Origin of the sequence: Acidovorax sp., assembly GCF_022763525.1 — a bacterium.
Taxonomy (GTDB): Bacteria; Pseudomonadota; Gammaproteobacteria; order Burkholderiales; family Burkholderiaceae_C; genus Acidovorax.
This window is the reverse complement of the sequence record NZ_JALEGG010000018.1, coordinates 1-21,205: the sequence shown is the minus strand read 5'-3', so window position 1 is coordinate 21,205 and position 21,205 is coordinate 1. Positions and strand designations below refer to the sequence as shown.

Sequence of the window (21,205 nt, the reverse complement as noted above, 5' to 3'; positions counted from 1 at the left end):
TTGCGGAGCGCTGCGTCGCTGGGCGGGCCGAGCAGCGCCTCCTGGCGCTGCAGCGGGTCGATGGCGTGGGGGTCGGTCGGTGCGGGGGCCTCGGTCATGGCGGTGGCGTCTTTCGTTGGGATGGCAGGGCTGGCCGGGGCGCGGCGGGTCCGCCGCGTGGTCCAACGACATTGTGGTCTGCCAGCGTGACAGAGGCCACAACAGCGCATCTGCCACCTGCCACGCGGGCGCCTGTTGCCAGTGGCAGGAGACCCCAGCTCCGCCGGTCAACGCCCCGGCCGCAGCTTGACGCCGGGGAAATCCACCGGCACGGCCAGCGCCACATTCACATAGTTGGTGAACAGGTTCAGCGCCACATGGGCCACGATCTCGACGATGTGCTCATCGCTCAGGCCCTGATCGCGCAGCGCCTGCACGTCGGCGGCATCGACCTGGCCGCGCTGGTTGACGAGCTGCAGCGCAAAGCGCAGCACGGCGGCGGTGCGCGGGTCGGCAGATTCGCCCGACTGCGCCGCGGCCAGCGCCTCGCCGCTCACGCCCGCCTTGCGGCCTAGCGCGGTGTGGGCGGCCAGGCAGTAATCGCAGGCATTGCGGTTGGCCACGGCCACGGCGATCTGCTCGCCCAGGGCCGCGCCCACCACGCCGCCGCCCAGCGCGCCAAAGGCAGCCCACATGCTCTGCAGCGCGGCGGGCGAGTTGGCCATAGCGCGGAACATGTTGGGCGTGGCGCCAAAAGCGCCGTGGATCTGGTCCAGCAGCGCACGTGCCGGGCCGCTGGCGGCGGTGCGGTCTACCAAAGAAACGCGGGCGGTGGAGGAATGGTCGGACATGGTGATTTCCTTGCAGGTAGTGAAACGTTGGAGATCCGGCACTAGGGCGTGTCATCAATCAATACCCCCACGCGAAAGCCAGCCCGGCCGTGCAGTGCTAGGCGCCCTGAGTGCCGTGTAGCTTGGCTACACAAGCGAAGGGCAACGACGCAATGCGCGGCCTGGATGGCTTTCCCTCCGGGCTGACCCCGCAATGCGGCGTCTGCTTTGTCGGGTGGCTTGCCAATAGCCCGCTATTGGCTGCGCCCCCCTTCGCGCATCCATCCGCATTGCGGGGCCAGCGCGTGGGGGTATTGATTGATGACACGCCCTAGGTGGGGCGCCGGGTACTGCTGATGCACAGCACCCCTGCAGTGTCTTGCGCCAAGGCGTACCATTGGGCACAAAAAATCCATCATTCATACCAATTCATCCAAATCCCATGCCCACAGACCACCCACAGCCCTCACCAAGCCCCGCGCCGCTGGATCGCCTGTCGCCGCTGCTGGAGCGGTTTCGGGTGCGGGCGCACCTGTTCCACAACGGGCCGCTGTGTGGCGTGACGCACTTTGCAGCGGCGCCGGGCCGGGGCTTTTTGCATGTGCTGCGCCGGGGCGAGATGGTGGTCACACACCAGCCCCAGGCGGGCCCGCCCGAGAGGCTTCAGGTGTGCGAGCCCAGCCTGCTGTTCTATGCCCGGCCGCTGGAGCACTTCTTCCACAACGCGCCCACCGAGGGCTCGGACTTCACCTGCGCCGCGCTGGACTTTGACGGCGGCGCCAGCCACCCACTGGCCCGCGCCTTGCCCCCGCTGGTGGTGCTGCCGCTGGGCGCGGTGGACGGGCTGCAGCAGTCCCTGGACTTGCTGTTTGCCGAAACCGACCGCCTGCGCTGCGGCCACCGCGTGCTGGCCGACCGTTTGTTTGAAGTGGTGCTGCTGCAGCTGCTGCGCTGGCTGCTGGACCACCCGCAGCAGGCGCAGATGCCGCCGGGCTTGCTGACCGGCCTGGCCGACCCGCACCTGTCGCGCACCCTCACGGCCCTGCACGAGGCGCCCGGCCAGGCCTGGAGCCTGGAGCAGATGGCGCAGCAGGCAGGCCTGTCGCGCAGCGCGTTTGCTGCCCGTTTCAAGGCCGTGGTGGGCGAGACGCCGGCCGACTACCTTGTGCACTGGCGGCTGACTTTGGCGCAGGCACATTTGCGCGGTGGCCGGTCGCTGAAGTCGATTGCCAACGAGCTGGGCTATGCCAACCCTTCAGCGCTGTCACGGGTGTTTGCGCAGAAGCTGGGGGTGTCGCCACGGGGCTGGCTGGACGGTGTTGCCGCATAGCCCGGCTCGACGCGCACCCCATGGGTTGCCACAATGGGCGGCGCCGTCTGCAACACAAGATTCAAGCAAAATTAGGCCCTGCCGCCCGTCAATAAAGCGCAATCAGCTATCTAATTTATAGCAAATCCATTCCTCCGCCGCCGAGAAGGATTCACGCCATGAACGCTGCCCTCACCCAACTGGCTGCCGACTGCGGGCTGGCCAGCGATGCCCAGACCCCGCTGCGCCTGGCCTTTGGCCTAGCTTGTGTGCAGCGCGTGCGCCACCTGCTGGAAGATCCGGAAGCCATCGCGGGCCTGGACACGCTGGCTGCATTCACGACAGGCCTGGTGGACGCAGCCACGCTGGCCAATGCAGCAGAGCGACTGAAAGCGGTGGCCTCGCACCACAGGGGTTCGCAATCGCTGGACGGGTCGGCCCACGCTGCCGTGTCGGCCACCTATGCCGTGGCGAATGCCCTGGCTGGCCGGGCACTGGAGGCTGCCAGCTACGCGGCCTATGCCACGGTGTATGCCTATGGGGGTTACGCAGTGCAAGACCGCTCGGCCTTTGAGCCAGAGCACCAGTGGCAGGTGCAGGCATTGCAGCGGCTGCTGGCAGGCGCCACAACCGCGCCGTCGGCACCTTCGCTGGCGGCCTGCCAGCCCCCGGCATGAGCCGCCCGCCCATCCCCGCCGCGCTGGCCGCCCCGCTGCGCACGATCCTCGATGCCGAACTGGCGCGGGGCAATGCCATTGATGAGGTCGCGGACTGGCCGCCCCATTGCGAGCTGCTCATCATCCTGCGCCGCCCCTTCGCCACGGCCTACCCGCTGGCGCCGGGCATGACTTTCAACGCCATCGAAGACCGGCACTACTGGAAGTCCGAGTACCACCTGGATGGCGGGCGGCAGACCTTGGCCTGCGGCTTTGGCTGAAGCGCTGCGCAGGCTCAGACATCAATCGCCGCGGCCGACCCGGCCAACTTGCGCAGCTCGAACTTCTGGATCTTGCCGGTGCTGGTCTTGGGCAGCTCGCCAAACACCACGGCACGCGGCACCTTGAAGCCCGCCAGGTGCTTCTTGCAGTGCGCCACGATGTCCTCGGGCGTGGTCTGCGCACCGGTTTTCAGCTCCACAAACGCGCAGGGCGTCTCGCCCCACTTGGCATCGGGCTTGGCCACCACGGCGGCGGCCAGCACATCGGGGTGGCGGTAAAGCACGTCTTCCACCTCGATGGACGAGATGTTCTCGCCACCCGAGATGATGATGTCCTTGCTGCGGTCCTTGATCTTGATGTAGCCGTCGGGGTATTGCACGGCCAGGTCGCCGCTGTGGAACCAGCCGCCTGCAAAGGCCTCGTCGGTGGCCTTGGGGTTCTTGAGGTAGCCCTTCATGGCGATGTTGCCCTTGAACATGATCTCGCCCATGGTTTCGCCGTCCTGCGGCACGGGCAGCATGGTCTCGGGGTTCAGCACGCGCACGTCGCGCTCCAGGTGGTAGCGCACGCCCTGGCGGGCGTTGAGGCGGGCGCGCTCGCCAATGTCGAGCGCATCCCAGGCCTCGTGTTTCGCGCACACGGTGGCCGGGCCGTAGACCTCGGTCAGGCCGTACACGTGGGTCAGGTCAAAGCCCATCTTTTCCATGCCTTCGATCATCGACGCCGGTGGCGCAGCGCCCGCCACCATGGCCTTGACGCCAGCGGGGACGCCTACCTTCATCGCGTCAGGCGCGTTGACCAGCAGGCCATGCACGATGGGTGCGCCGCAGTAGTGCGTGACGCCGTGGTTGCGGATGGCATCGAAGATGGCCTGCGCGTCCACCCGGCGCAGGCACACGTTGACGCCCGCACGCGCCGCAATGGTCCACGGAAAGCACCAGCCGTTGCAGTGGAACATCGGCAAGGTCCACAGGTACACCGCGTGCTTGGGCATGTCCCACTCCAGCACGTTGCTGATGGCGTTGGTGGCCGCGCCCCGGTGGTGGTAGACCACGCCTTTGGGGTTGCCGGTGGTGCCTGAGGTGTAGTTGAGCGCAATCGCATCCCACTCGTCAGCGGGCAGGCTCCAGGCAAAGGTCGCGTCGCCGCTGGCCACAAAGGCCTCATAGTCGGTACCGCCCAGGCTTTGCACGGCGGGGCCGTAGAGCGCGTCCTGCACCTCGATCACGCTGATGGGCGTGGTGGCGGTGCGCAGGGCCAGCGCCTTGGCCATGGTGCCGCTGAATTCCGGGTCCACGATCACGGCCTTGGCCTCGCCGTGGTCGAGCATGAAGGCGATGGCCTCGGGGTCCAGCCGGGTGTTGAGGGTGTTGAGCACAGCGCCGGCCATGGGCACGCCAAAGTGCGCCTCCACCATCGGGGGCGTGTTGGGCAGCATCACCGCCACGGTGTCGTTCTTGCCGATGCCCGCCTGGGTCAGCGCGCTGGCCAGCTGGCGGCAGCGCGCGTAGGTCTGGGCCCAGGTCTGGCGCAGCGTGCCGTGCACGATGGCCAGGCGGTCGGGATACACCTCGGCCGTGCGTTCGATGAACGACAGGGGCGACAGGGGCGCGAAGTTGGCTTCGGTGCGGGGCAGGTGCTGGTCGAAGATGGAGGTCATGGTCGCGGATGTGGGTAAACGGATCACAGACTATCGCCCCAGGCTGACTCAAACCCTTCGGCGGCGGCTCTGCTTGACACGGTACATCGCCGCGTCGGCGCTGGCCAGCAGCGTGTGCGCGTCCTGGCCATCGCGCGGGAACAGGCTCACGCCGATGCTGATGTGCACGGGCAATGGCAGGCCGTCGATTTGCAGCGGGGCCTCGAAGGCAAGCTCCAGCTTCGCAGCGATCTGCAGGGCGGCTTCTTCGGAATCCACGTTCTCGCACAGCACGGTGAATTCATCGCCCGCCAGCCGGGCGACGGTGTCGGCCTGCCGCACGGCGCCTGCGATGGTGCGGGCCACGGCCTGCAGCACCAGGTCGCCCACGGCGTGGCCGCGTGTGTCGTTGACGGCCTTGAAGTCGTCCAGGTCCGCAAACAGCAGCGCACAGTACCGCCCGCTGCGGCGCGAGAGCTCCAGTGCCTGCGCCAGGCGCTGCTCGAACATGCGGCGGTTGGGCAAGCCGGTCAGTGCGTCGTGGTGCGCAAGGTGGGCCATGGCGTCGCGGCTGGCGTTCAGCTCGGTGATCTGGCGGCTGATCTGCTGCTCCATGTCGTGGAAGCTGCGGGCCAGCTCGCCCACCTCGTCCTTACGGTGCACAGGCAGCGCACCATGCGCCAGCCCCTTCGAGAACGCCTGCGCGGCCGCCACCATGGCCTGCAGCGGCTGCGTGACCACGCGCGACACGCCCGCCGCCAGCAGCACGCCCACCAGGCTCAGCACCAGCAGGATCTTGAGGATGCTGCGGCCCAGGTCCAGCACCTCACCCTGCACGGCGGCCAGGGGCTGCGACAGGCCCACCACCATGAAGCGCCCCTCTTCCTCACCACCAAAGGGCATGCGCACGAAGGAGAACACGCGCGCCTCGTCCTCGGCATTGGCGGGCCGGCTGAGCACGGCCTCCTGGGCACGGCCCTCGACCAGCGCCGCCACCGGTGTAAAGGACTCCTGGATCAGGATGCGCTGCCCCCGGTCAAAACCAAAGGTCTGCGTGGCATCGGGGTGCACCAGGAGGTCGCCCCAGCGGTTGCTGAGATAGAACCCATAGGGCATGGGCAGCGCGGCGTTGAAGTTGCGCAAGAACGGCTCGGCCGCCACGCGCACCACCACCACTCCCTGTACCTGCCCGCCCTTCACCACGGGAGAGGCCATGTTGAACACCGGCACAGCGTCCTCGCCCGGGGAGCCCTCGTGGTTGATACCGAATTCGGACACGTAAACCTCGCCCGCCGGCAGCGCCAGGGCTTCAAACACAAACGGGAAATGCGCCTTCTCCTGCAGCGCGTCGTCCGCAATCCGCACCGGCACCCCGCCCTGGCGTTCGATGCGCACGAGCTCCAGGCCATAGTCGTTGGCACTGATGAAGCGAATCTGGAGATACGCCGGATGGGTGACCAAGCTGGCGCGGAACACATCCGCCAGGCGGTCACGATCCCGCTCCTGCGCGGCCACGCTGGCCAGAAAGGAAGTGTCGCGCGCCACTGTGCCAAACCCTGCCTGCATGTGGCGCGCCAGCACCTGCGTAGTGGCCATGAGGGCGCGCTCGGCCCGCCCCTGCAAGCGGTCCCGGCTCGAATCGAAGGTGTAGTAGCCCGCCAGGATGGCGGCAAACACGCTGAACGAAGCCAGCAACACGCCCAGGCGCAGTGCAATGCTCCATTTCATGCGCGGCATGTCCATGCGTCAGAACCTCGCTGGGCGGTCGCCCGCCACAATGCGCTGCCACAATTGCGCGCGCCGGGTTTCATCCTCTACCGGCTCCAGCCAGACGATAGGACCCATGGGGACATCCTCCGTCAGTGCGGGCGGTTCTTCCAGCGTGTTGGCCAGGCCCTGGCGCCGGGTGAATTCGCGGCTCAGCGCCGGGTCGAGCATGTAGTTGATCCACTCTGCGGCCAGGGCCACCTGGGTGGAGCGGCGGGTGATGGCCCAGCAGTCGAGCCATGCCAGCGCCCCCTCCCTGGGCACCACATAGCCCACATCCAGCCCCGCGTCGCGCAGTTGCTTGAGCTGCTGCTGACCGTAGTTGGCATGCATGACCGCCACCTTGTGCTTGCGGAACAGCTCGACCGACTCCTCCGGCAGGCTGTAGAACGAGCGCACATTGCGGCGCAAGGCCACAAGGTCTTTGGCCAGCAGACTGAAACGGGCCGAATCAATGCGAAACGGGGGCAGGCCGCGGTACATGGCGGCCAGCGAAAAACCATGGCTGCTGCCGTCAAACGCCAGCACCTTGCCCTGCCAGCGCGGGTCCCACAGCACGGCAATCGACTGTGGGGGCGCGCTGAACTGCTGGCGGTCGTAGACCAGCCCCATCTCGGAATAGGTGAAGGGCATGGCATATACCTCGCCCCCCGCGGTGATGCCTGCGATGAACTGCAGTTGCCGAAAACGCGGCAGCTGGCGCGCCGTGTTGGGAATGTTGCTCACGGGCAACGGCGTCAGCATCTTCTGGTCCACCAAGCGCGCGATTTCGGCGGTGTTGGCGGCCACCAGATCGAAGCCAGGGCCGTCCGGGCTGGCCAGCTTGGCGCGCAGGACGTCATCGGAGGCCACGGTGGTGATCTCGACCTTGACCCCATGGCGCTTCTCGAAGACCGCCACCAGGTCAGGATCAGCGTAGCCCGGCCACGCCAGCACGCGCAGCACCGTGGCGGCCCGCACGAGGCCCGGGCGCCATGCGCCGAGGGACACGGCCAGCATCGCTGCTGCCGCACTGCGACGCTGCATCTGCCAAGCCATGCCTTCCATGCCGAAAGCCTCGCTCGTAATATCTGGTAACAAACAGTTTACGCGGACAATACGCCGCGTGACGATCCCTCAGTCTTTTATTCAGGAACTGCTGACCCGAGTCGATGTGGTGGACATCGTGGGTCGCTACGTTCAGCTGAAGAAAGGCGGAGCCAACTTCATGGGGCTGTGCCCCTTCCATGGGGAAAAGTCGCCCTCGTTCAGCGTGAGCCCCTCCAAGCAGTTCTATCACTGCTTTGGCTGCGGCAAGAACGGCAATGCCATCGGCTTTCTGATGGACCACGCCGGCATGGGTTTTGTGGAAGCTGTGCAGGACCTGGCCCAGCAGGTCGGGCTGCAGGTGCCCGATGATGACATCTCACCCCAAGAAAAAGAGCGCGCCGCCGCCGCCCGCCAGAAGCAGGCCACGCTGACCGACGTGCTGGAGAAAGCCGCCGACGCCTACCGCCGCCATCTGCGCGAATCGCAGCGGGCCATCGGTTACTTCAAGGCGCGGGGCGTTTCGGGCGCAGTGGCCAAACGCTATGGGCTGGGCTACGCGCCCGAAGGCTGGCGCAGCTTGGCCAGCGTGTTCCCGCATTACGACGACCCGCTGCTGGAAGAAAGCGGCCTGGTCATCGTGAGCGAAGACGACGGCGGCAAGCGCTACGACCGTTTTCGCGACCGGGTGATGTTCCCGATCCGCAATGTCAAGGGCGAGTGCATCGGTTTTGGGGGCCGCGTGCTGGGGGACGACAAGCCCAAGTACCTGAATTCGCCCGAAACCCCCGTGTTCCACAAGGGCCGGGAGCTGTACGGCCTGTTCGAGGCCCGCACTCCCATCCGCGAGCACGGCTACGCGCTGGTCACCGAGGGCTACATGGACGTGGTGGCGCTGGCGCAGCTGGGCTTTCCGAACGCAGTGGCCACGCTGGGCACCGCGTGCACGCCCGAGCATGTGCAAAAGCTGCTGCGCTTCACCGAATCGGTGGTGTTCAGCTTCGACGGCGATGCCGCTGGCCGGCGCGCCGCGCGCAAGGCACTCGACGGCGCCCTGCCCCACGCCACGGACACGCGCAGCATCAAGTTCCTGTTTCTCCCGGCCGAGCACGACCCGGACAGCTTCATCCGCGAGCACGGCACCGAAGCCTTTGCCCGCCATGTGAGCGATGCTATGCCGCTGAGCCGCTTCCTCATCGAGGCGGCCAGCGACGGCTGTGACCTGGCGTCCGCCGAAGGGCGCGCCCGCATGGCCAGCCAGGCGCGGCCATTGTGGACAGCCCTTCCCGATGGAGCGCTCAAGCGCCAACTGCTCGGCGAGCTGGCCCAGCTCACCCAGCTCAAGGCGCAGGACCTGTCGGACCTGTGGGGCCAGGCCGCGGCACGCGAAGCCCCGCGCGTGCCAGTGCAGCACGTCGCGGGTACGGCACACCGCCCCGCCCAGCATCCGGGCCGCCAGAGCACCGGTAACGGTAGTCCCCCCGCCATGGAGGAAGGTCCGCCCGACTGGGATGACGTCCCGCCGGACCTGGGCGGTGGCGCCAGCCACTGGCAGCCTCCACCCGAGGGGGGCTATGGCGCCTACGCCGCCTATGGCAAACCGCCGTTTCGCAAAAGCTCCGACTGGAAAAACAGCGGCGGATGGAAAAAGAAAGACCGTGACGCCCCCTGGCCACCCCAGCCGCGGCTGCCGCGTACCCCGGCCGTGAGCCGCGCCGACCATGCCGCGCGCCTGCTGCTGTCGCACATGGGATTTCTGGAAGACCTTACCCACGACGACCATGAAGCGCTGTGCGCCCAACCCGCGCCGCACGGCACGCTGTTTGCGTGGCTGGAGGCGCAGTTCCACGAACATGGCCCCCAGGCCTGGGCCGTGCTGCGCGAAAGCCTGCGTGATCACGAGTGCGAGGCCTTCGCCGTGAAGATGATGACCGGCTCGCATGCCCAGACCGAGGGCGACTTGGCCGAGCTGCGACGCGAGCTGCGCGATCTGTTGTGCCGCATGCAGATCGAAGCCATCGAAGAGCACCAGAAGGTGCTGGTGCTCCAGGCCGAGCAGGACCCCTCCGCGCTCGACCGGTACCGGGCCCTGGAACAAAAACGCACGGTTTTGCGCGCCATGCTGCGCGACGGAATGGTCAAGGCCTCTTGAAATCTTTAGCCGCGGTATAATGTAGGGTTAGTTATCGGCAAGAGCGACAGCAGCACCTCCGAGCCGGGCCACCGCGAAACAGCGTATCTATGCGCTGATGGGCCCACCTATCGCAAGGACTGCACACCAAATGATCGCCCAGACATCTTGCCCCTGAGGGCCTCCCCTCAAAGCGCGAAGCTTGGCTCCAGCTTCGCGTCGCCACCCGCGCCGGGATCTGTGGCGCTTGCGTTTTCTTTGTGTCCGTTTTTGATTCTGAGGTTGTCCATGCCCGCTCAAAAGTCCGCGAAGCCGCCCAAGTCCGCTCCAGGTACCGCCGCCAAGGCTGCCTCCAAAACCGCCGCCCCGGCTGCTGCCAAGGCTGCTTCCAAAAAAGCGGCCGCCGCACCCGCCCCCGCTGCCAAGAAAGTGAAACCTGTGCCCGTGAAAAGTTCTGCCGAGCTGATTAAAGCCGCCGATGAATTGCTGAAGAAAAAGCCTGCCCGCGCCAAGGCTGCAGCCACCAGCGACGAAGACGAAACCCCGAAGAAGCGCCCCGGCCGCCCCGCCAAGGCCGCAGGCGCTGCCGAAGCCAAGGCGCCTGCCAAGCGCGGCCGCAAGCCCAAGGCGGCTGCCGCCGGTGACGAAGGCGGCGACGATACCGACCTGTCAGACATCGAAGCCGACCTCGAAGGCGAAGTCGAAGAGGTGCCGGAGGCTGCGGCCACGGTCGAGAAGGTCAAGCCGCTGCGCATGAAGATCAGCAAGGCCAAGGAACGCGCCTTGATGAAGGAATTCGGCCTGGACGAGACCGTCCTGTCCGAAGAGGACATGCAAAAGCGCCGTCAGCGCCTGAAGGCCCTGATCAAGCTGGGCAAGACCCGCGGCTACCTCACCCACGTTGAAATCAACGACCACCTGCCCGACAAGCTGGTCGATGCCGAAACGCTGGAAGCCGTCATCACCACGCTGAACGACCTGGGCGTGGCGGTGTACGAGCAGACGCCTGACGCCGAAGCGCTGATCATCACGGACAACGCTCCCGCCGGCGCCACCGAGGAAGAAGCCGAAGAAGCCGCGGAAGCCGCCCTGTCCACCGTGGACTCGGAATTTGGCCGCACCACCGACCCGGTGCGCATGTACATGCGCGAGATGGGCACCGTGGAGCTGCTCACCCGCGAAGGCGAAATCGAGATCGCCAAGCGCATCGAAGGCGGCCTGATGGCCATGATGGAGGCGATCAGTGCATCGCCCGCCACCATCGCCGAGATCCTCAACATGGGCGAGGAAATCCGCGAAGGCAAGGTCGTCATCTCCACCATCGTGGACGGCTTCTCCAACCCCAACGAAGCTGACGATTACGTGGCCGAGGAAGACTTCGACGAATTCGACGAAGCCGACGACGACGATGGCAAGGGCGGCTCCAAGGCCCTGACCAAGAAGCTCGAAGAACTCAAGAAGCAGGCACTCGAGCGCTTCGACAAGCTGCGCGAGCTGTTCGAGAAGGTTCACAAGGTCTACGACAAGGAAGGCTACGGCACGCCCGCCTACCTCAAGGCCCAGCAGGCCCTGTCGGCCGAGCTGATGACCATCCGCTTCACCGCCAAGACCATCGAGAAGCTGTGCGACATGGTGCGCAGCCAGGTGGACGACGTGCGCAAGAAGGAGCGCGAGCTGCGCCGCATCATCGTGGACAAGTGCGGCATGCCGCAGGAAACCTTCATCAAGGAATTCCCGCCCAACCTGCTGAACCTGAAGTGGGTGGAAAAGCAGGCCGCTGCCGGCAAGCCCTGGAGCACGGTGATGGCGCGCAACATTCCGCCCATCCAGGAACTGCAGCAAAAGCTGATGGACCTGCAGGCGCGCGTGGTGGTGCCGCTGACCGAGCTCAAGGACATCAACAAGCGCATGAACGAGGGCGAAGCCACCTCGCGCGACGCGAAGAAGGAAATGATCGAGGCCAACCTGCGCCTTGTGATTTCCATCGCCAAGAAGTACACGAACCGCGGTCTGCAGTTCCTGGATCTGATCCAGGAAGGCAACATCGGCCTGATGAAGGCGGTGGACAAGTTCGAATACCGCCGCGGCTACAAGTTCTCGACCTACGCCACGTGGTGGATCCGCCAGGCCATTACGCGCTCGATCGCCGACCAGGCTCGCACCATCCGTATCCCGGTGCACATGATCGAGACGATCAACAAGATGAACCGCATCAGCCGCCAGCACCTGCAGGAGTTCGGCTTTGAGCCCGATGCGTCCATCCTGGCGGCCAAGATGGAGATCCCCGAGGACAAGATCCGCAAGATCATGAAGATCGCCAAGGAGCCGATCTCCATGGAAACACCGATCGGCGACGACGACGACAGCCATCTGGGCGACTTCATCGAGGACGGTGCCAACACTGCCCCCATCGAAGCCGCCATGCAGGCCGGCCTGCGCGACGTGGTCAAGGACATCCTGGACGGCCTGACCCCGCGCGAAGCCAAGGTGCTGCGCATGCGCTTCGGCATCGAGATGACCAGCGACCACACCCTCGAAGAAGTGGGCAAGCAGTTCGACGTGACCCGCGAGCGCATCCGTCAAATAGAAGCCAAGGCGCTGCGCAAGCTCAAGCACCCCTCGCGGTCGGACAAGCTGCGCAGCTTCATCGATTCGCTGTAACAACGACGCGGACATCGCCCGGCCGCAACCGCCGGGCAATGCGCCCAAAGCCCTGCCCCGCTGCGCGGTGCAGGGCTTTTTTTCGTCTTTTTCCCGGGAAACGGCCCTTCACCTTCACGGCCTTGCGTCTTTCCGCCCTTCATGTCTTCACGTTTACCCCGACGTTCCCGACAGCGAATTGACAGCTTGTAACGCGACGATTACACACCGCTGCGCAAGACTCCTGCGCAGCGGGGCGGCGGCAACACCAGGCCGTTCCCGTTCAATGCGCGCACCGTTCGCGACCCTCCCTCTTTTTGCGAGACACCGTATGACCTCCTTGCACCGCCGCCACCTCATCATCCGGGCCGCTGCAGCTGGCGCTGCATGCATGGCCAGCCCCTGGCTGGCCACGTCGGCCTGGGCCCAGAACGCTGGCACGGCCGCGCGCAGCGCACCCGCCAAAGCGCCCAGGCTGGCATCCACGCTGCGCATCGTGATCCCCGCCAATCCCGGCGGGGGGTGGGACCAGACGGGACGAGCCCTTGGCGCAGCACTGGTCGGAGTAGGTGCGGCGGACCAGATCGAGTATGAAAACATCGGCGGCAAGGGCGGAACCATCGGGCTGGCCAAATACGCGGAAAAGTACGGTAACGATCCCAACACGCTGCTGATGGGCGGCATGGTCATGGTGGGCGCGGTGGCGTTGCAAAAGCCCGCCGTGGACATGGGCCACATCCAGCCACTCGCGCGGTTGACGAGCGACTATCTCGTGGCGGCGGTTGCGGCCAGCTCGCCCCTCAAGAATGCCAAGGACCTGGCCGATGCCATGCGCACCAACCTGCGTGGCCTGCCGGTGGCCGGGGGATCGGCGGGCGGGGTCGACCACATCTTCGCGGGCGTGCTGGCCCGCGCGTCCAAGGCCAATCCGGAAGACCTGGTCTACAAGCCCTTCCCCGGCGGCTCGGAGGTGGTGGACGCCTTGCAGTCCGGCAGCGCCGCCGTGGGTCTGTCGGGCTACAGCGAATTCAGCGATGCCATTGCGGCAGGCAAGCTGCGCCCCATCGGCGTATCGGCACGCCGCGGCGTTTTCGGCGTACAGGCCTTTCGAGAGCAGGGGCTGGACGCCACCATGGCCAATTGGCGCGGCGTGTTCACCGGCAAGGGGGTGCCCAGCGCCCGCGCGGGCGAAATGCTGGCCGCGGTGGAGGCGGCCACGGCGCACGAGTCATGGCTGCGCACGCTCAAGCAGAACCGGTGGGAACCCTCTTGGCTGGCGGGCAAGGATTTGTCAGAGTTCATGGAGCTGGACCTCACCACGGCGCGCGTCATGGTGTACTTGCTCAAACTGAAGCCTTGAAAACGCGGCGCTCAGACTGCGCGCGCCGGGGGTGCCGGGTGCGCCGCACGGGCCTTTCCACAACCCACCGGAGGAGCTACCGATGAAAATGTCCAATCACTCCATCGGCGCCCGCATGGCCACGGCCCTGGGGCTGGTGCTCGCACTCCTGCTGGGTGCCGCGCTGTTCGGCATTGCCACGCTGTACCGCACGCTGGGCACTTACGAAACCACGGTGCAGGAGCGCGTGGCCCAAGAGCGCGCCGTGAGCCGCATGGAAAGCGACTTCAAGACGCAGGTGCTCGAATGGAAGAACACGCTGCTGCGCGGGGAGGATTCGCGCAAGCGAGAGCTGCACTGGACGGCCTTTCAGGCGGCTGAAAAGCGCGTAGCCGACGCCGCGAAAGCCCTGGAGCCCCAGCTCACCGACGCAGCGGAAAAAGCCGCGCTGCAGAAGTTCACCCAGGCGCACGCGCAAATGGCGCAGGGTTACCGCAAAGGGTTCGAAGTGTTCCAGTCGCTGGGCTTCGTGCCCTCAGCCGGGGACGCCGACGTGGCCGACATCGACCAGGGCCCCGCCAAACTGCTGACCGAGCTCAGCCAACAGGTAGCTGCCAGCAGCGCGGCCATTGCGCAGGCAGCTGCACAGGACGCCCGGCGAGCGCTGGTGAGCAGCCTGGTCGCGCTGGCCCTGGTGACCGGCCTGGGCGCCTTCGCGGGCTGGCTGCTGACCCGCTCGGTGGTGCGCCCGCTGGGCGTGGCCGTGTCGCTGGCCCACAAGGTGGCAGCGGGCGACCTGACCACGCACATCGAAGTGGAAGGCCGTGACGAGCCCGCACGGCTGCTGGAGGCCCTGCGCGCCATGCAGGAGAACCTGGAGAACGTGGTGTCGGGTGTGCGCAGCAATGCCGAGGGCGTCGCCAGCGCCAGCGCCGAAATCGCCCAGGGCAACACCGACTTGAGCCTGCGCACGGAGCAGCAGGCCTCGTCGCTCGACGAAACCGCCTCGTCCATGCAGCAGTTGCAGTCCACCGTGCAACAAAACGCCGCGAACGCGCAGCGTGCCAGCGAGTTGGCGCGCAACGGCACCGCCGTAGCCCAGCGCGGCGGCGAAGTGGTCACACAGATGGTGGACGTGGTGCAGGGCATCCAGGAAAGCTCGCGCAAGATTGCCGACATCATTGGTGTCATCGACGGCATTGCGTTCCAGACCAACATCCTGGCGTTGAACGCCGCCGTGGAAGCCGCCCGCGCTGGCGAACAGGGCCGGGGCTTCGCGGTGGTGGCGAGCGAAGTGCGCAACCTGGCCACCCGCAGCGCCAGCGCCGCGCGCGAGATCAAGGCGCTGATCCAGACCAGCGTGGAGCGGGTGCAGGCCGGCTCCAATCTGGCGGGCAACGCGGGCTCGACCATGGCCGAGGTGGTGTCGTCCATCCAGGGCGTGAGCGCACTGATGGAAGAGATCAGCGACGCCAGCGCTGCCCAGACGCAGGACATGCTGCGCGTGACCCAGGCCATCGTGCGCATGGACGAAGCCACCCAGCAGAACGCAGCGCTGGTGGAAGAAAGCGCCGCAGCGGCCGGCAGCCTGAGCAGCCAGGCGAGCCAGTTGGTGGAAGCGGTGGCGGTGTTTCGCCTGCGGCACCAGCCGCACCACCCCCCCACAGCCGGGCAACATGCGCTGCCCGCGCCTCGGGCGTGATGATTTGCTATTACAAATATAGCAGCAAGTGCTTTCCAGATAAGCGCCAGAGCCTCAAAAAGCTAGAGCTGCATGTCGGGTTAGCGCAGCGTAACCTGACAGGACGTCTTGCCAAACGGCGACACATCCCGCCGTGCCCGTTTCAGTCCATCGTCACGTTGGCGTTCTTCACCACCTGCGCCATGCGCGCGGCCTCACTGCGGAAGAAGGCGGCCGCCGGCTCGGGCGGGGTAAGTTTGATCTCGTAGCCCTGGGCGATCAGCGCGTCGTGCGCTTCGGGCATCTCCATCGCGGCCTTGAAGCCGGCGTACAGCCGGGCCAGCTCGGCCTTGGGCAGGCCGGCAGGCGCCACCGGGGCGATCCAGCCGTCCAGCTCGTAGCCCGGCAGTCCTTGCTCGGCCACGGTAGGCACGCCGGGCAGCGACGGCACGCGACTGGCCGTGGTCACACCCAGGGCACGCAGCGCGCCCGACTTGATGTGCGCCGCTGCAGGCGCTACGGCCACCACGGCCAGCTGTACCTGGCCGCCCAGCACATCGTTCATGAGCGGGCCCATGCCCTTGTAGGGGATGTGCTGGATGACCACCTTGGCTTGGTCCACAAACATGGCCGCGCCCAGGTGCAGGATGGTGCCGTTGCCCGACGAGCCGTAGTTGAGCACGCCAGGTTTGGCCCTGGCCAGCGCGATCAGCTCCTGGACGGTCTTGGCAGGCACCGAAGGGTGCGCAACCAGCACGAAGGGTGTGGCGCCCAGGATGGTGATGGGCGTGATGTCGGCCAGGGAATCGAACGGGATGTTCTTGTACACGCTGGGGTTGACCACGTGGTTGTTGGAGACTACGCCGATCACGGAACCATCCTTGGGTGCCCGCACAATCTGCGAGGTGCCGGTGATGCCGCCCGCGCCCGGCAGGTTCTCGATAACCACGGCTTGGCCCAGGGCCTTGGCCAGGCTGTTGCTGATGGCGCGGATGGCGCCGTCGGCGCCCGACCCGGCCGACAGCGGCAAGATCACGCGCAGCGGCCTGCTGCCGCCTTGGGCGTGGGCCCAGCGAGGCAGGCCCACCGCGGCGGCGCCCATTCCGGCGACGCCCGTGACCAGGGCCTGGCGGCGTGTCAGGAGACAGTGGGTGGAGGGCGCAACGCGGGTCGCGTCAAGGTCGGGGGCAGGCTGGGGCACGGTTGTCTCCGGTCATGGGTGGGTGAAATCCGGTGGCCTGCGGTCTGCGCCGCCTGATGGGCTCCCGGGACATCGAAGAAATATCAGGCGATGGCCCCGGCGGCTTGCAACGAAGCCACCTCGTCGACCGTGTAGCCCAGGCCCTGCAGCAGCTCGGCGGTGTGCTGGCCCAAGCGGGGCGGGTCACGGCGCACATCCAGGCGCTGGCCGTCCATGCGCAGCGGCATCAGCGTGATCTGTGCCGTCTGGCCTGCGCGCTCGCCGTCGGGCAGCGTGATGTCGGCCAGTCCGCCCGTGGCTTGCAGGTGCGGGTCGTCAAACAGTTCTTCGGGCCGGCGGATGGGGGCAAACGGCAGGCCGTGGCGCTCGAAGATCGCTGCCAGCTCATCTGCCGTGTGTTGCGCCAGCCGCTCGCGCAGCACGGGCATCAGCGTGGGGCGGGCGCGCACGCGGTCGTTGTTGGTGGCCAGGCTGGCGTCGGCCTTCAAATCGGCGTAGCCCATGGCGTCGCAGAAGGTCTGCCATTGCGCATCGCTCACGGCGGCCAGAAAGATCTGCCCGCCATCCTTCACGCTGAACACGTCGTACACGGCCCACGACGAAATGCGGTCGGGCATGGGCGCGGCCGGTTTGCCCGTGACGGCGTACTGCATCATGTGCTGGCCGACCAGGAAGACATTGTTCTCAAACAGGGCCGAGTCCACCTCCTGCCCGCGCCCGGTGATGCCGCGCTGCATCAGCGCCGCCATGGCGCCGATGGCGCCGAACATGCCGCCCATGATGTCGTTCACGCTGCTGCCCGCGCGCAGCGGGTCGCCGGGGCGGCCGGTCATGTAGGCCAGGCCTCCCATCATCTGCACCACTTCGTCGAGCGCCGTGCGGTGCTCGTACGGGCCGGGCAGGAAGCCCGTGTGGTTGACGTAGATGAGGCGCGGGTTGAGCTGGCTCAGCGCAGCGTAGTCCAGGCCGTACTTGGTCATCACGCCGGGCTTGAAGTTCTGCGCCACCACGTCGGCGGATGCCGCCAGCTTACGCGCCACTGCCAGGCCCTCAGGGCTGCGCAGGTCGATGGCAATGCTCTTCTTGTTGCGGTTGAACATGGGGAAGAAGCCCGCGCCCGCGCCCAGCAGGTGGCGCGTACGGTCGCCATCCACCGGCTCGACCTTGATGACCTCGGCCCCCAGATCGGCCAGCACCATGCCGCAGGTGGGGCCCATGACCATATGGGTGAATTCCACCACACGCAGGCCTTCAAGCGGCAAGCAGGGAGAAGAGGTTGCAGAGGGAGTGTCGTTCATGTTCGCAGCGTGAAGAAGGTGTGTCAGGCCGTCGCTGTCTCGCGCAGCACGGCGGGTGCGGCATTCTGCGGCAACCCGGCCCGCCACAGGGTGCCGTGCAGGGTCTCACCCGCCAGCCAGCCGGCCACGCGCTGGCGCAGGGCCAGCAGCGCGGTCACGTCGGTGCCGGTGGCAACGCCCATGCGCTCCAGCATGAACACCAGGTCTTCGGTGGTGACGTTGCCACTGGCGCCCGGCGCATGAGGGCAGCCGCCGATGCCGGCCAGACAGGCATCAAAGCGGGTGATACCGGTTTCCCAGGCCGCGTAGACGTTGGCCAGGCCCATGCCGCGCGTGTCGTGGAAGTGGGCGCAGGCCAAGCGGTCGCCCACCAGGCCGCGGGCTTTTGCAAACAGTCGAGCGACCGAGGCGGGGTCGGCATAGCCCACGGTGTCAGCCAGGCTCACGCGGTCGGCGCCGGCGTCGAGCAGCGCCTGCATCAGGCGCAGGACTTCGCTCTCGGCCACCTCGCCCTGCAGCGTGCAGCCAAAGGCTGTGCCCACGCCGCCCTCGATCAGGGTGCGGCTGCCGCTGGCGTCACGCAATGCGCGGATGCGCGCCACCTCGGCTACCACCTCGTCGGGTGTCTTGTGCAGGTTGGCCAGGCTGTGCGCATGGCTGGCGGACAGGGGCACGATCATCAGGTCGGCGCCGTGCTCCAGCGCGCGCTCGGCGCCCTTGGTGTTGGGCACCAGCACCGATGCGACCAGCCCCGGCAAGGTCTTGGCATGGGCCAGCACCTCGGCCGTGTCGGCCAACTGGGGCAGAAGGCGCGCCGGCACGAAGGAGCCGACCTCGATCTCGCGCTGGCCGGCAGCATGGGCGGCGCGGATCCATTCGAGCTTGCGCGCGGTGGAGACTACGGTGGCGATGCTTTGCAGGCCGTCGCGCAGGCCAACTTCGCGGACTGTGGCGCATGGCGGTTGAAACGGGATGGAGGAGGTGCTCACGGGCGGCTTCTCGTCGGTTGGGTCTGCAGGCCATTCTAGAAATTCCCAGTCGAATCAGAAAATACATCTCGGAACTCATAAGATTCCCAACGGGAAAACCATATCTGTCGGGAGTTCACTCATGCGCGACCTGGATCTTCAGACCCTGCGGCTGTTTGCCGCCGTGTGCGAGCACCGCAGCATTGCCCGCGCTGCCGAGCAGGAGGCCATCGTGGGCTCGGCCATCAGCAAGCGGATCGCGCAACTGGAAGACACCTTGGGCACCCAGCTGCTGGTGCGCAAGCGGCGCGGCGTGGTGCCCACCCCGGCGGGCGAGACGCTGCAGGAGCACGCGCGCGCCATGCTGGCCAGCGTGGGCCAGATCGAACGCGACATGGCGGCCTACGCCAACGGCACGCGCGGCCATGTGCGCATGCTGGTCACGGCCTCGGTCATGGCCGAATCATTGGCCGACGATGTGGCAGCCTTCCTGCAAGACCCGGCGCATCGCGACATCCAGGTGAGCCTGGAGGAGCGCGTGAGCCCGGACGTGGTGCAGGGCATCCGCGATGGCAGCGCATCCATTGGCATCTGCTGGGACGCGGCCGATCTCACGGGCCTGGAAAGCCGCGCCTACCGAACCGACCACCTGGCCGTGGTAGCCCACGCGCAACACCCGGTGGCCCAGCGACAGAGCGTGCGTTTTGCCGACGTGCTGGAGTACGATTTTGTGAGCATGCCCGCGCTGAGCGCCGTGCAGGTGATGCTGGCGCGCGCCGCAGCCGTGGAGGGGAAAATGCTCGCCCACCGGGTGCTGGTGTCCAACTTCGATGCGGCCCTGCGGGTGGTGCGCGCCAACCTGGCCATCAGCGTGGTGCCGCGTGAAGTGGCTCTGCCTTTTGCGCAGACCGCGCCCATCCGGGTGATTCCACTGAGCGATCCATGGGCCCGGCGGCGCTTCGCCATCTGTTACCGCGGCGCCCGGATGCTGGCACCGGCAGCCCAGCTGCTGGTCCATCACCTGGCGAGGCTGGGGCCTCCAGGATGACCGCGCCCAACCGTGGCCCCGTCGCAACAGTTTGACTGGTAGGACGGCATTTTTGGCGCGTAGCGCATGCGTGGTGTGCGTTTTGAGCTACCAAACTTGTAGCAAAAGGGGTTCCGCGCTATAGTCCCTTCACACCCTCGGGTCCGGCATCTGCCCACCCGAAAGTCCATTTGATCCACCCCTTGCGCGAGGAGAAGCGTCCATGAGCTCCAAAGAAAATGCCGCCATCAACCAGCTGTTCGAGCGGCTTGAATGCCGCTACGCGTTGCGCGTTCTCTGGGCCCTGAAGGACGGCCACCCCCAGACCTTCCGCCTGCTGCAGGACAGCGTGGGCGGCATCACGCCCAACACCCTGAACACCCGCATCAAGGAATTGCGCGAAGCCGGCTTTGTGGACCATGGCAGTGACGGCTACACCGTGACCCCCTCGGGTGCTGACCTGCTCAAGCGCCTGTCGGACGTGCAAGCCTTCGCGACCCGCTGGGTGGCCGGCCGCGCCAAGAAGGCCTGAGCCCCGCCGCGCCAGACCAAGGCCGTAGCAGCCCCCCTTCCCGCCTTCCTCACCCATCCACCCTGTTTGGGTGGGTTTTAAAGATAGCCCCAAAAGGCTCCCAGCGCTTTTCCATTCGGCGCAACCAGCTATCTTATCTATAGCAAAAAAGGATTTTTCCATGGCACTGACCACCACCCCCTCCGGCCTGCAGTACGAAGACACCACCGTAGGCGACGGCGCTGAAGCCACCAAGGGCCAAAACGTTTCGGTGCACTACACCGGCTGGCTGTACAACAATGGCGAACAAGGTGCCAAGTTTGACTCGAGCCGTGACCGCAACGATCCTTTTGTCTTTTCGTTGGGCGCCGGCATGGTCATCAAGGGCTGGGACGAAGGCGTGCAAGGCATGAAGGTGGGTGGTCAGCGCACGCTGATCATTCCCGCGTCCCTGGGCTACGGTGCGCGCGGCGCAGGCGGCGTCATTCCCCCCAATGCCACGCTCAAGTTTGATGTGGAACTGCTGAAGGTCGGCCGCTGAGGCAACCTCTGCAAGCATCCGGCGCTGACCGGATGCAGGGCTCCCAACGCCCGAATCTCCCAAGCCAACGAGGCCCTGGTTGCTGCAGTCGACTGGGGATCAGGCCTAGTCGAACAGCGCCTTGTCCAGGCGCTCGAATTTTTCATCCCCCACCGCCTCGCGGATCTTGGGTGCCAGGGCCGCAAGGTCTTCGAAACTTCCCGCCCCCTCGACCGCCAGGTTCAGCCTGAACCCGCGCAGGCCCAGCGCGGCAGTCAATTCGGTCGCAATGGGATAGGCGGCCTTGTAACGCTCCATCGGAGAACGACCCGACCCCTCTGCCGGGGCCGACGTGGCGCCCGGATCATCCGCTGATTCCACCGGCCCATTGCTCACCGATG

17 protein-coding genes and 1 pseudogene are annotated in these 21,205 nt (G+C 66.6%); 10 read left to right on the top strand and 8 right to left on the bottom strand.

The features are described 5' to 3' along the window. Nucleotides 1-266: 266 nt before the first annotated feature. The gene (locus MRY84_RS01415) at nt 267-830 is read right to left on the bottom strand and encodes a peroxidase-related enzyme (RefSeq protein ID WP_291503981.1); all 564 of its coding nucleotides are present in this window, start codon (nt 828-830) and stop codon (nt 267-269) included. A 421-nt stretch (nt 831-1,251) separates the two neighbouring features. Here MRY84_RS01415 and MRY84_RS01410 point away from each other — a divergent pair, with 421 nt between their 5' ends. The 3 genes from MRY84_RS01410 (at nt 1,252) to MRY84_RS01400 (ending at nt 3,055) form a co-directional block, all read left to right on the top strand. Beyond that, the gene (locus MRY84_RS01410; RefSeq protein ID WP_291503980.1) at nt 1,252-2,139 is read left to right on the top strand and encodes an AraC family transcriptional regulator; all 888 of its coding nucleotides are present in this window, start codon (nt 1,252-1,254) and stop codon (nt 2,137-2,139) included. A 158-nt stretch (nt 2,140-2,297) separates the two neighbouring features. Beyond that, nucleotides 2,298-2,795, top strand: a complete 498-nt coding sequence (locus MRY84_RS01405; RefSeq protein ID WP_291503979.1) for a hypothetical protein — start codon at nt 2,298-2,300, stop codon at nt 2,793-2,795. After that, complete coding sequence (locus MRY84_RS01400; RefSeq protein ID WP_291503978.1) at nt 2,792-3,055, top strand: hypothetical protein; 264 nt, start codon at nt 2,792-2,794, stop codon at nt 3,053-3,055. The genes MRY84_RS01405 and MRY84_RS01400 overlap by 4 nt, the downstream gene beginning before the upstream one ends. A gap of 14 nt (nt 3,056-3,069) precedes the next feature. Here the strand turns inward: MRY84_RS01400 and MRY84_RS01395 are convergent, their stop codons facing one another. The 3 genes from MRY84_RS01395 to MRY84_RS01385 are packed head-to-tail and all read right to left on the bottom strand — an operon-like array spanning nt 3,070 to nt 7,461. Then, nucleotides 3,070-4,716 carry an acyl-CoA synthetase gene (locus MRY84_RS01395; RefSeq protein ID WP_291503977.1) on the bottom strand — a complete coding sequence of 549 codons (1,647 nt, stop codon included), beginning with the start codon at nt 4,714-4,716 and terminating at the stop codon, nt 3,070-3,072. Nucleotides 4,717-4,764: 48 nt separating this feature from the next. Next, on the bottom strand, nt 4,765-6,438 hold the full coding sequence (locus MRY84_RS01390) for a GGDEF domain-containing protein (RefSeq protein WP_291503976.1): 1,674 nt from the start codon (nt 6,436-6,438) through the stop codon (nt 4,765-4,767). Nucleotides 6,439-6,441: 3 nt separating this feature from the next. Next, nucleotides 6,442-7,461: an extracellular solute-binding protein gene (locus MRY84_RS01385; protein ID WP_291503984.1), complete on the bottom strand. Its 1,020-nt coding sequence runs from the start codon at nt 7,459-7,461 to the stop codon at nt 6,442-6,444. Nucleotides 7,462-7,567: 106 nt separating this feature from the next. On the opposite strand from MRY84_RS01385, the gene dnaG reads away from it, so the two are divergent. From dnaG to MRY84_RS01365, 4 genes are all read left to right on the top strand, one after another. Continuing rightward, nucleotides 7,568-9,640 carry a DNA primase gene (gene dnaG / locus MRY84_RS01380; RefSeq protein WP_291503975.1) on the top strand — a complete coding sequence of 691 codons (2,073 nt, stop codon included), beginning with the start codon at nt 7,568-7,570 and terminating at the stop codon, nt 9,638-9,640. 267 nt (nt 9,641-9,907) lie between these two features. Beyond that, a complete protein-coding gene (gene rpoD / locus MRY84_RS01375; RefSeq protein WP_291503974.1) occupies nt 9,908-12,280 on the top strand; it encodes an RNA polymerase sigma factor RpoD in 2,373 nt (790 codons plus the stop codon). Between the two features lie 370 nt (nt 12,281-12,650). Further along, entirely contained in the window at nt 12,651-13,619 is a 969-nt protein-coding gene (locus tag MRY84_RS01370; RefSeq protein ID WP_291503983.1) for a tripartite tricarboxylate transporter substrate-binding protein, read from the top strand. Nucleotides 13,620-13,701: 82 nt separating this feature from the next. Continuing rightward, nucleotides 13,702-15,300 (top strand): methyl-accepting chemotaxis protein, encoded by a 1,599-nt coding sequence (locus MRY84_RS01365; RefSeq protein ID WP_291503973.1) that lies wholly within the window; start codon nt 13,702-13,704, stop codon nt 15,298-15,300. 142 nt (nt 15,301-15,442) lie between these two features. Here MRY84_RS01365 and MRY84_RS01360 read toward each other — a convergent pair whose 3' ends face one another. The 3 genes from MRY84_RS01360 to MRY84_RS01350 all read right to left on the bottom strand — a co-directional run bounded on the left by MRY84_RS01360 (nt 15,443) and on the right by MRY84_RS01350 (nt 18,767). Next, nucleotides 15,443-16,381, bottom strand: a complete 939-nt coding sequence (locus MRY84_RS01360) for a tripartite tricarboxylate transporter substrate binding protein (RefSeq protein WP_291503982.1) — start codon at nt 16,379-16,381, stop codon at nt 15,443-15,445. A gap of 182 nt (nt 16,382-16,563) precedes the next feature. Further along, nucleotides 16,564-17,778, bottom strand: a complete 1,215-nt coding sequence (locus MRY84_RS01355) for a CaiB/BaiF CoA-transferase family protein (protein WP_291503972.1) — start codon at nt 17,776-17,778, stop codon at nt 16,564-16,566. Nucleotides 17,779-17,801: 23 nt separating this feature from the next. Next, on the bottom strand, nt 17,802-18,767 hold the full coding sequence (locus MRY84_RS01350) for a hydroxymethylglutaryl-CoA lyase (RefSeq protein ID WP_291503971.1): 966 nt from the start codon (nt 18,765-18,767) through the stop codon (nt 17,802-17,804). A gap of 121 nt (nt 18,768-18,888) precedes the next feature. On the opposite strand from MRY84_RS01350, the gene MRY84_RS01345 reads away from it, so the two are divergent. The 3 genes from MRY84_RS01345 to MRY84_RS01335 all read left to right on the top strand — a co-directional run bounded on the left by MRY84_RS01345 (nt 18,889) and on the right by MRY84_RS01335 (nt 20,825). Beyond that, nucleotides 18,889-19,794 (top strand): LysR family transcriptional regulator, encoded by a 906-nt coding sequence (locus MRY84_RS01345; RefSeq protein ID WP_291503970.1) that lies wholly within the window; start codon nt 18,889-18,891, stop codon nt 19,792-19,794. Between the two features lie 202 nt (nt 19,795-19,996). Next, a complete protein-coding gene (locus tag MRY84_RS01340; protein WP_010464095.1) occupies nt 19,997-20,305 on the top strand; it encodes a winged helix-turn-helix transcriptional regulator in 309 nt (102 codons plus the stop codon). A 160-nt stretch (nt 20,306-20,465) separates the two neighbouring features. Beyond that, a complete protein-coding gene (locus MRY84_RS01335) occupies nt 20,466-20,825 on the top strand; it encodes an FKBP-type peptidyl-prolyl cis-trans isomerase (protein WP_291503969.1) in 360 nt (119 codons plus the stop codon). Between the two features lie 105 nt (nt 20,826-20,930). Here the strand turns inward: MRY84_RS01335 and MRY84_RS01330 are convergent. After that, nucleotides 20,931-21,205, bottom strand: a pseudogene (locus MRY84_RS01330) (hypothetical protein); the annotation flags it as partial.

Coding starts and splice junctions, on each gene's coding strand:
- MRY84_RS01415 (WP_291503981.1), bottom strand. CDS start 830: ATGTCCGACCATTCCTCCACCGCCCGCGTTTCTTTGGTAGACCGCACC.
- MRY84_RS01410 (WP_291503980.1), top strand. CDS start 1,252: ATGCCCACAGACCACCCACAGCCCTCACCAAGCCCCGCGCCGCTGGAT.
- MRY84_RS01405 (WP_291503979.1), top strand. CDS start 2,298: ATGAACGCTGCCCTCACCCAACTGGCTGCCGACTGCGGGCTGGCCAGC.
- MRY84_RS01400 (WP_291503978.1), top strand. CDS start 2,792: ATGAGCCGCCCGCCCATCCCCGCCGCGCTGGCCGCCCCGCTGCGCACG.
- MRY84_RS01395 (WP_291503977.1), bottom strand. CDS start 4,716: ATGACCTCCATCTTCGACCAGCACCTGCCCCGCACCGAAGCCAACTTC.
- MRY84_RS01390 (WP_291503976.1), bottom strand. CDS start 6,438: ATGGACATGCCGCGCATGAAATGGAGCATTGCACTGCGCCTGGGCGTG.
- MRY84_RS01385 (WP_291503984.1), bottom strand. CDS start 7,461: ATGCTGGCCGTGTCCCTCGGCGCATGGCGCCCGGGCCTCGTGCGGGCC.
- rpoD (WP_291503974.1), top strand. CDS start 9,908: ATGCCCGCTCAAAAGTCCGCGAAGCCGCCCAAGTCCGCTCCAGGTACC.
- MRY84_RS01370 (WP_291503983.1), top strand. CDS start 12,651: ATGGCCAGCCCCTGGCTGGCCACGTCGGCCTGGGCCCAGAACGCTGGC.
- MRY84_RS01365 (WP_291503973.1), top strand. CDS start 13,702: ATGAAAATGTCCAATCACTCCATCGGCGCCCGCATGGCCACGGCCCTG.
- MRY84_RS01360 (WP_291503982.1), bottom strand. CDS start 16,381: ATGGGCGCCGCCGCGGTGGGCCTGCCTCGCTGGGCCCACGCCCAAGGC.
- MRY84_RS01355 (WP_291503972.1), bottom strand. CDS start 17,778: ATGAACGACACTCCCTCTGCAACCTCTTCTCCCTGCTTGCCGCTTGAA.
- MRY84_RS01345 (WP_291503970.1), top strand. CDS start 18,889: ATGCGCGACCTGGATCTTCAGACCCTGCGGCTGTTTGCCGCCGTGTGC.
- MRY84_RS01340 (WP_010464095.1), top strand. CDS start 19,997: ATGAGCTCCAAAGAAAATGCCGCCATCAACCAGCTGTTCGAGCGGCTT.
- MRY84_RS01335 (WP_291503969.1), top strand. CDS start 20,466: ATGGCACTGACCACCACCCCCTCCGGCCTGCAGTACGAAGACACCACC.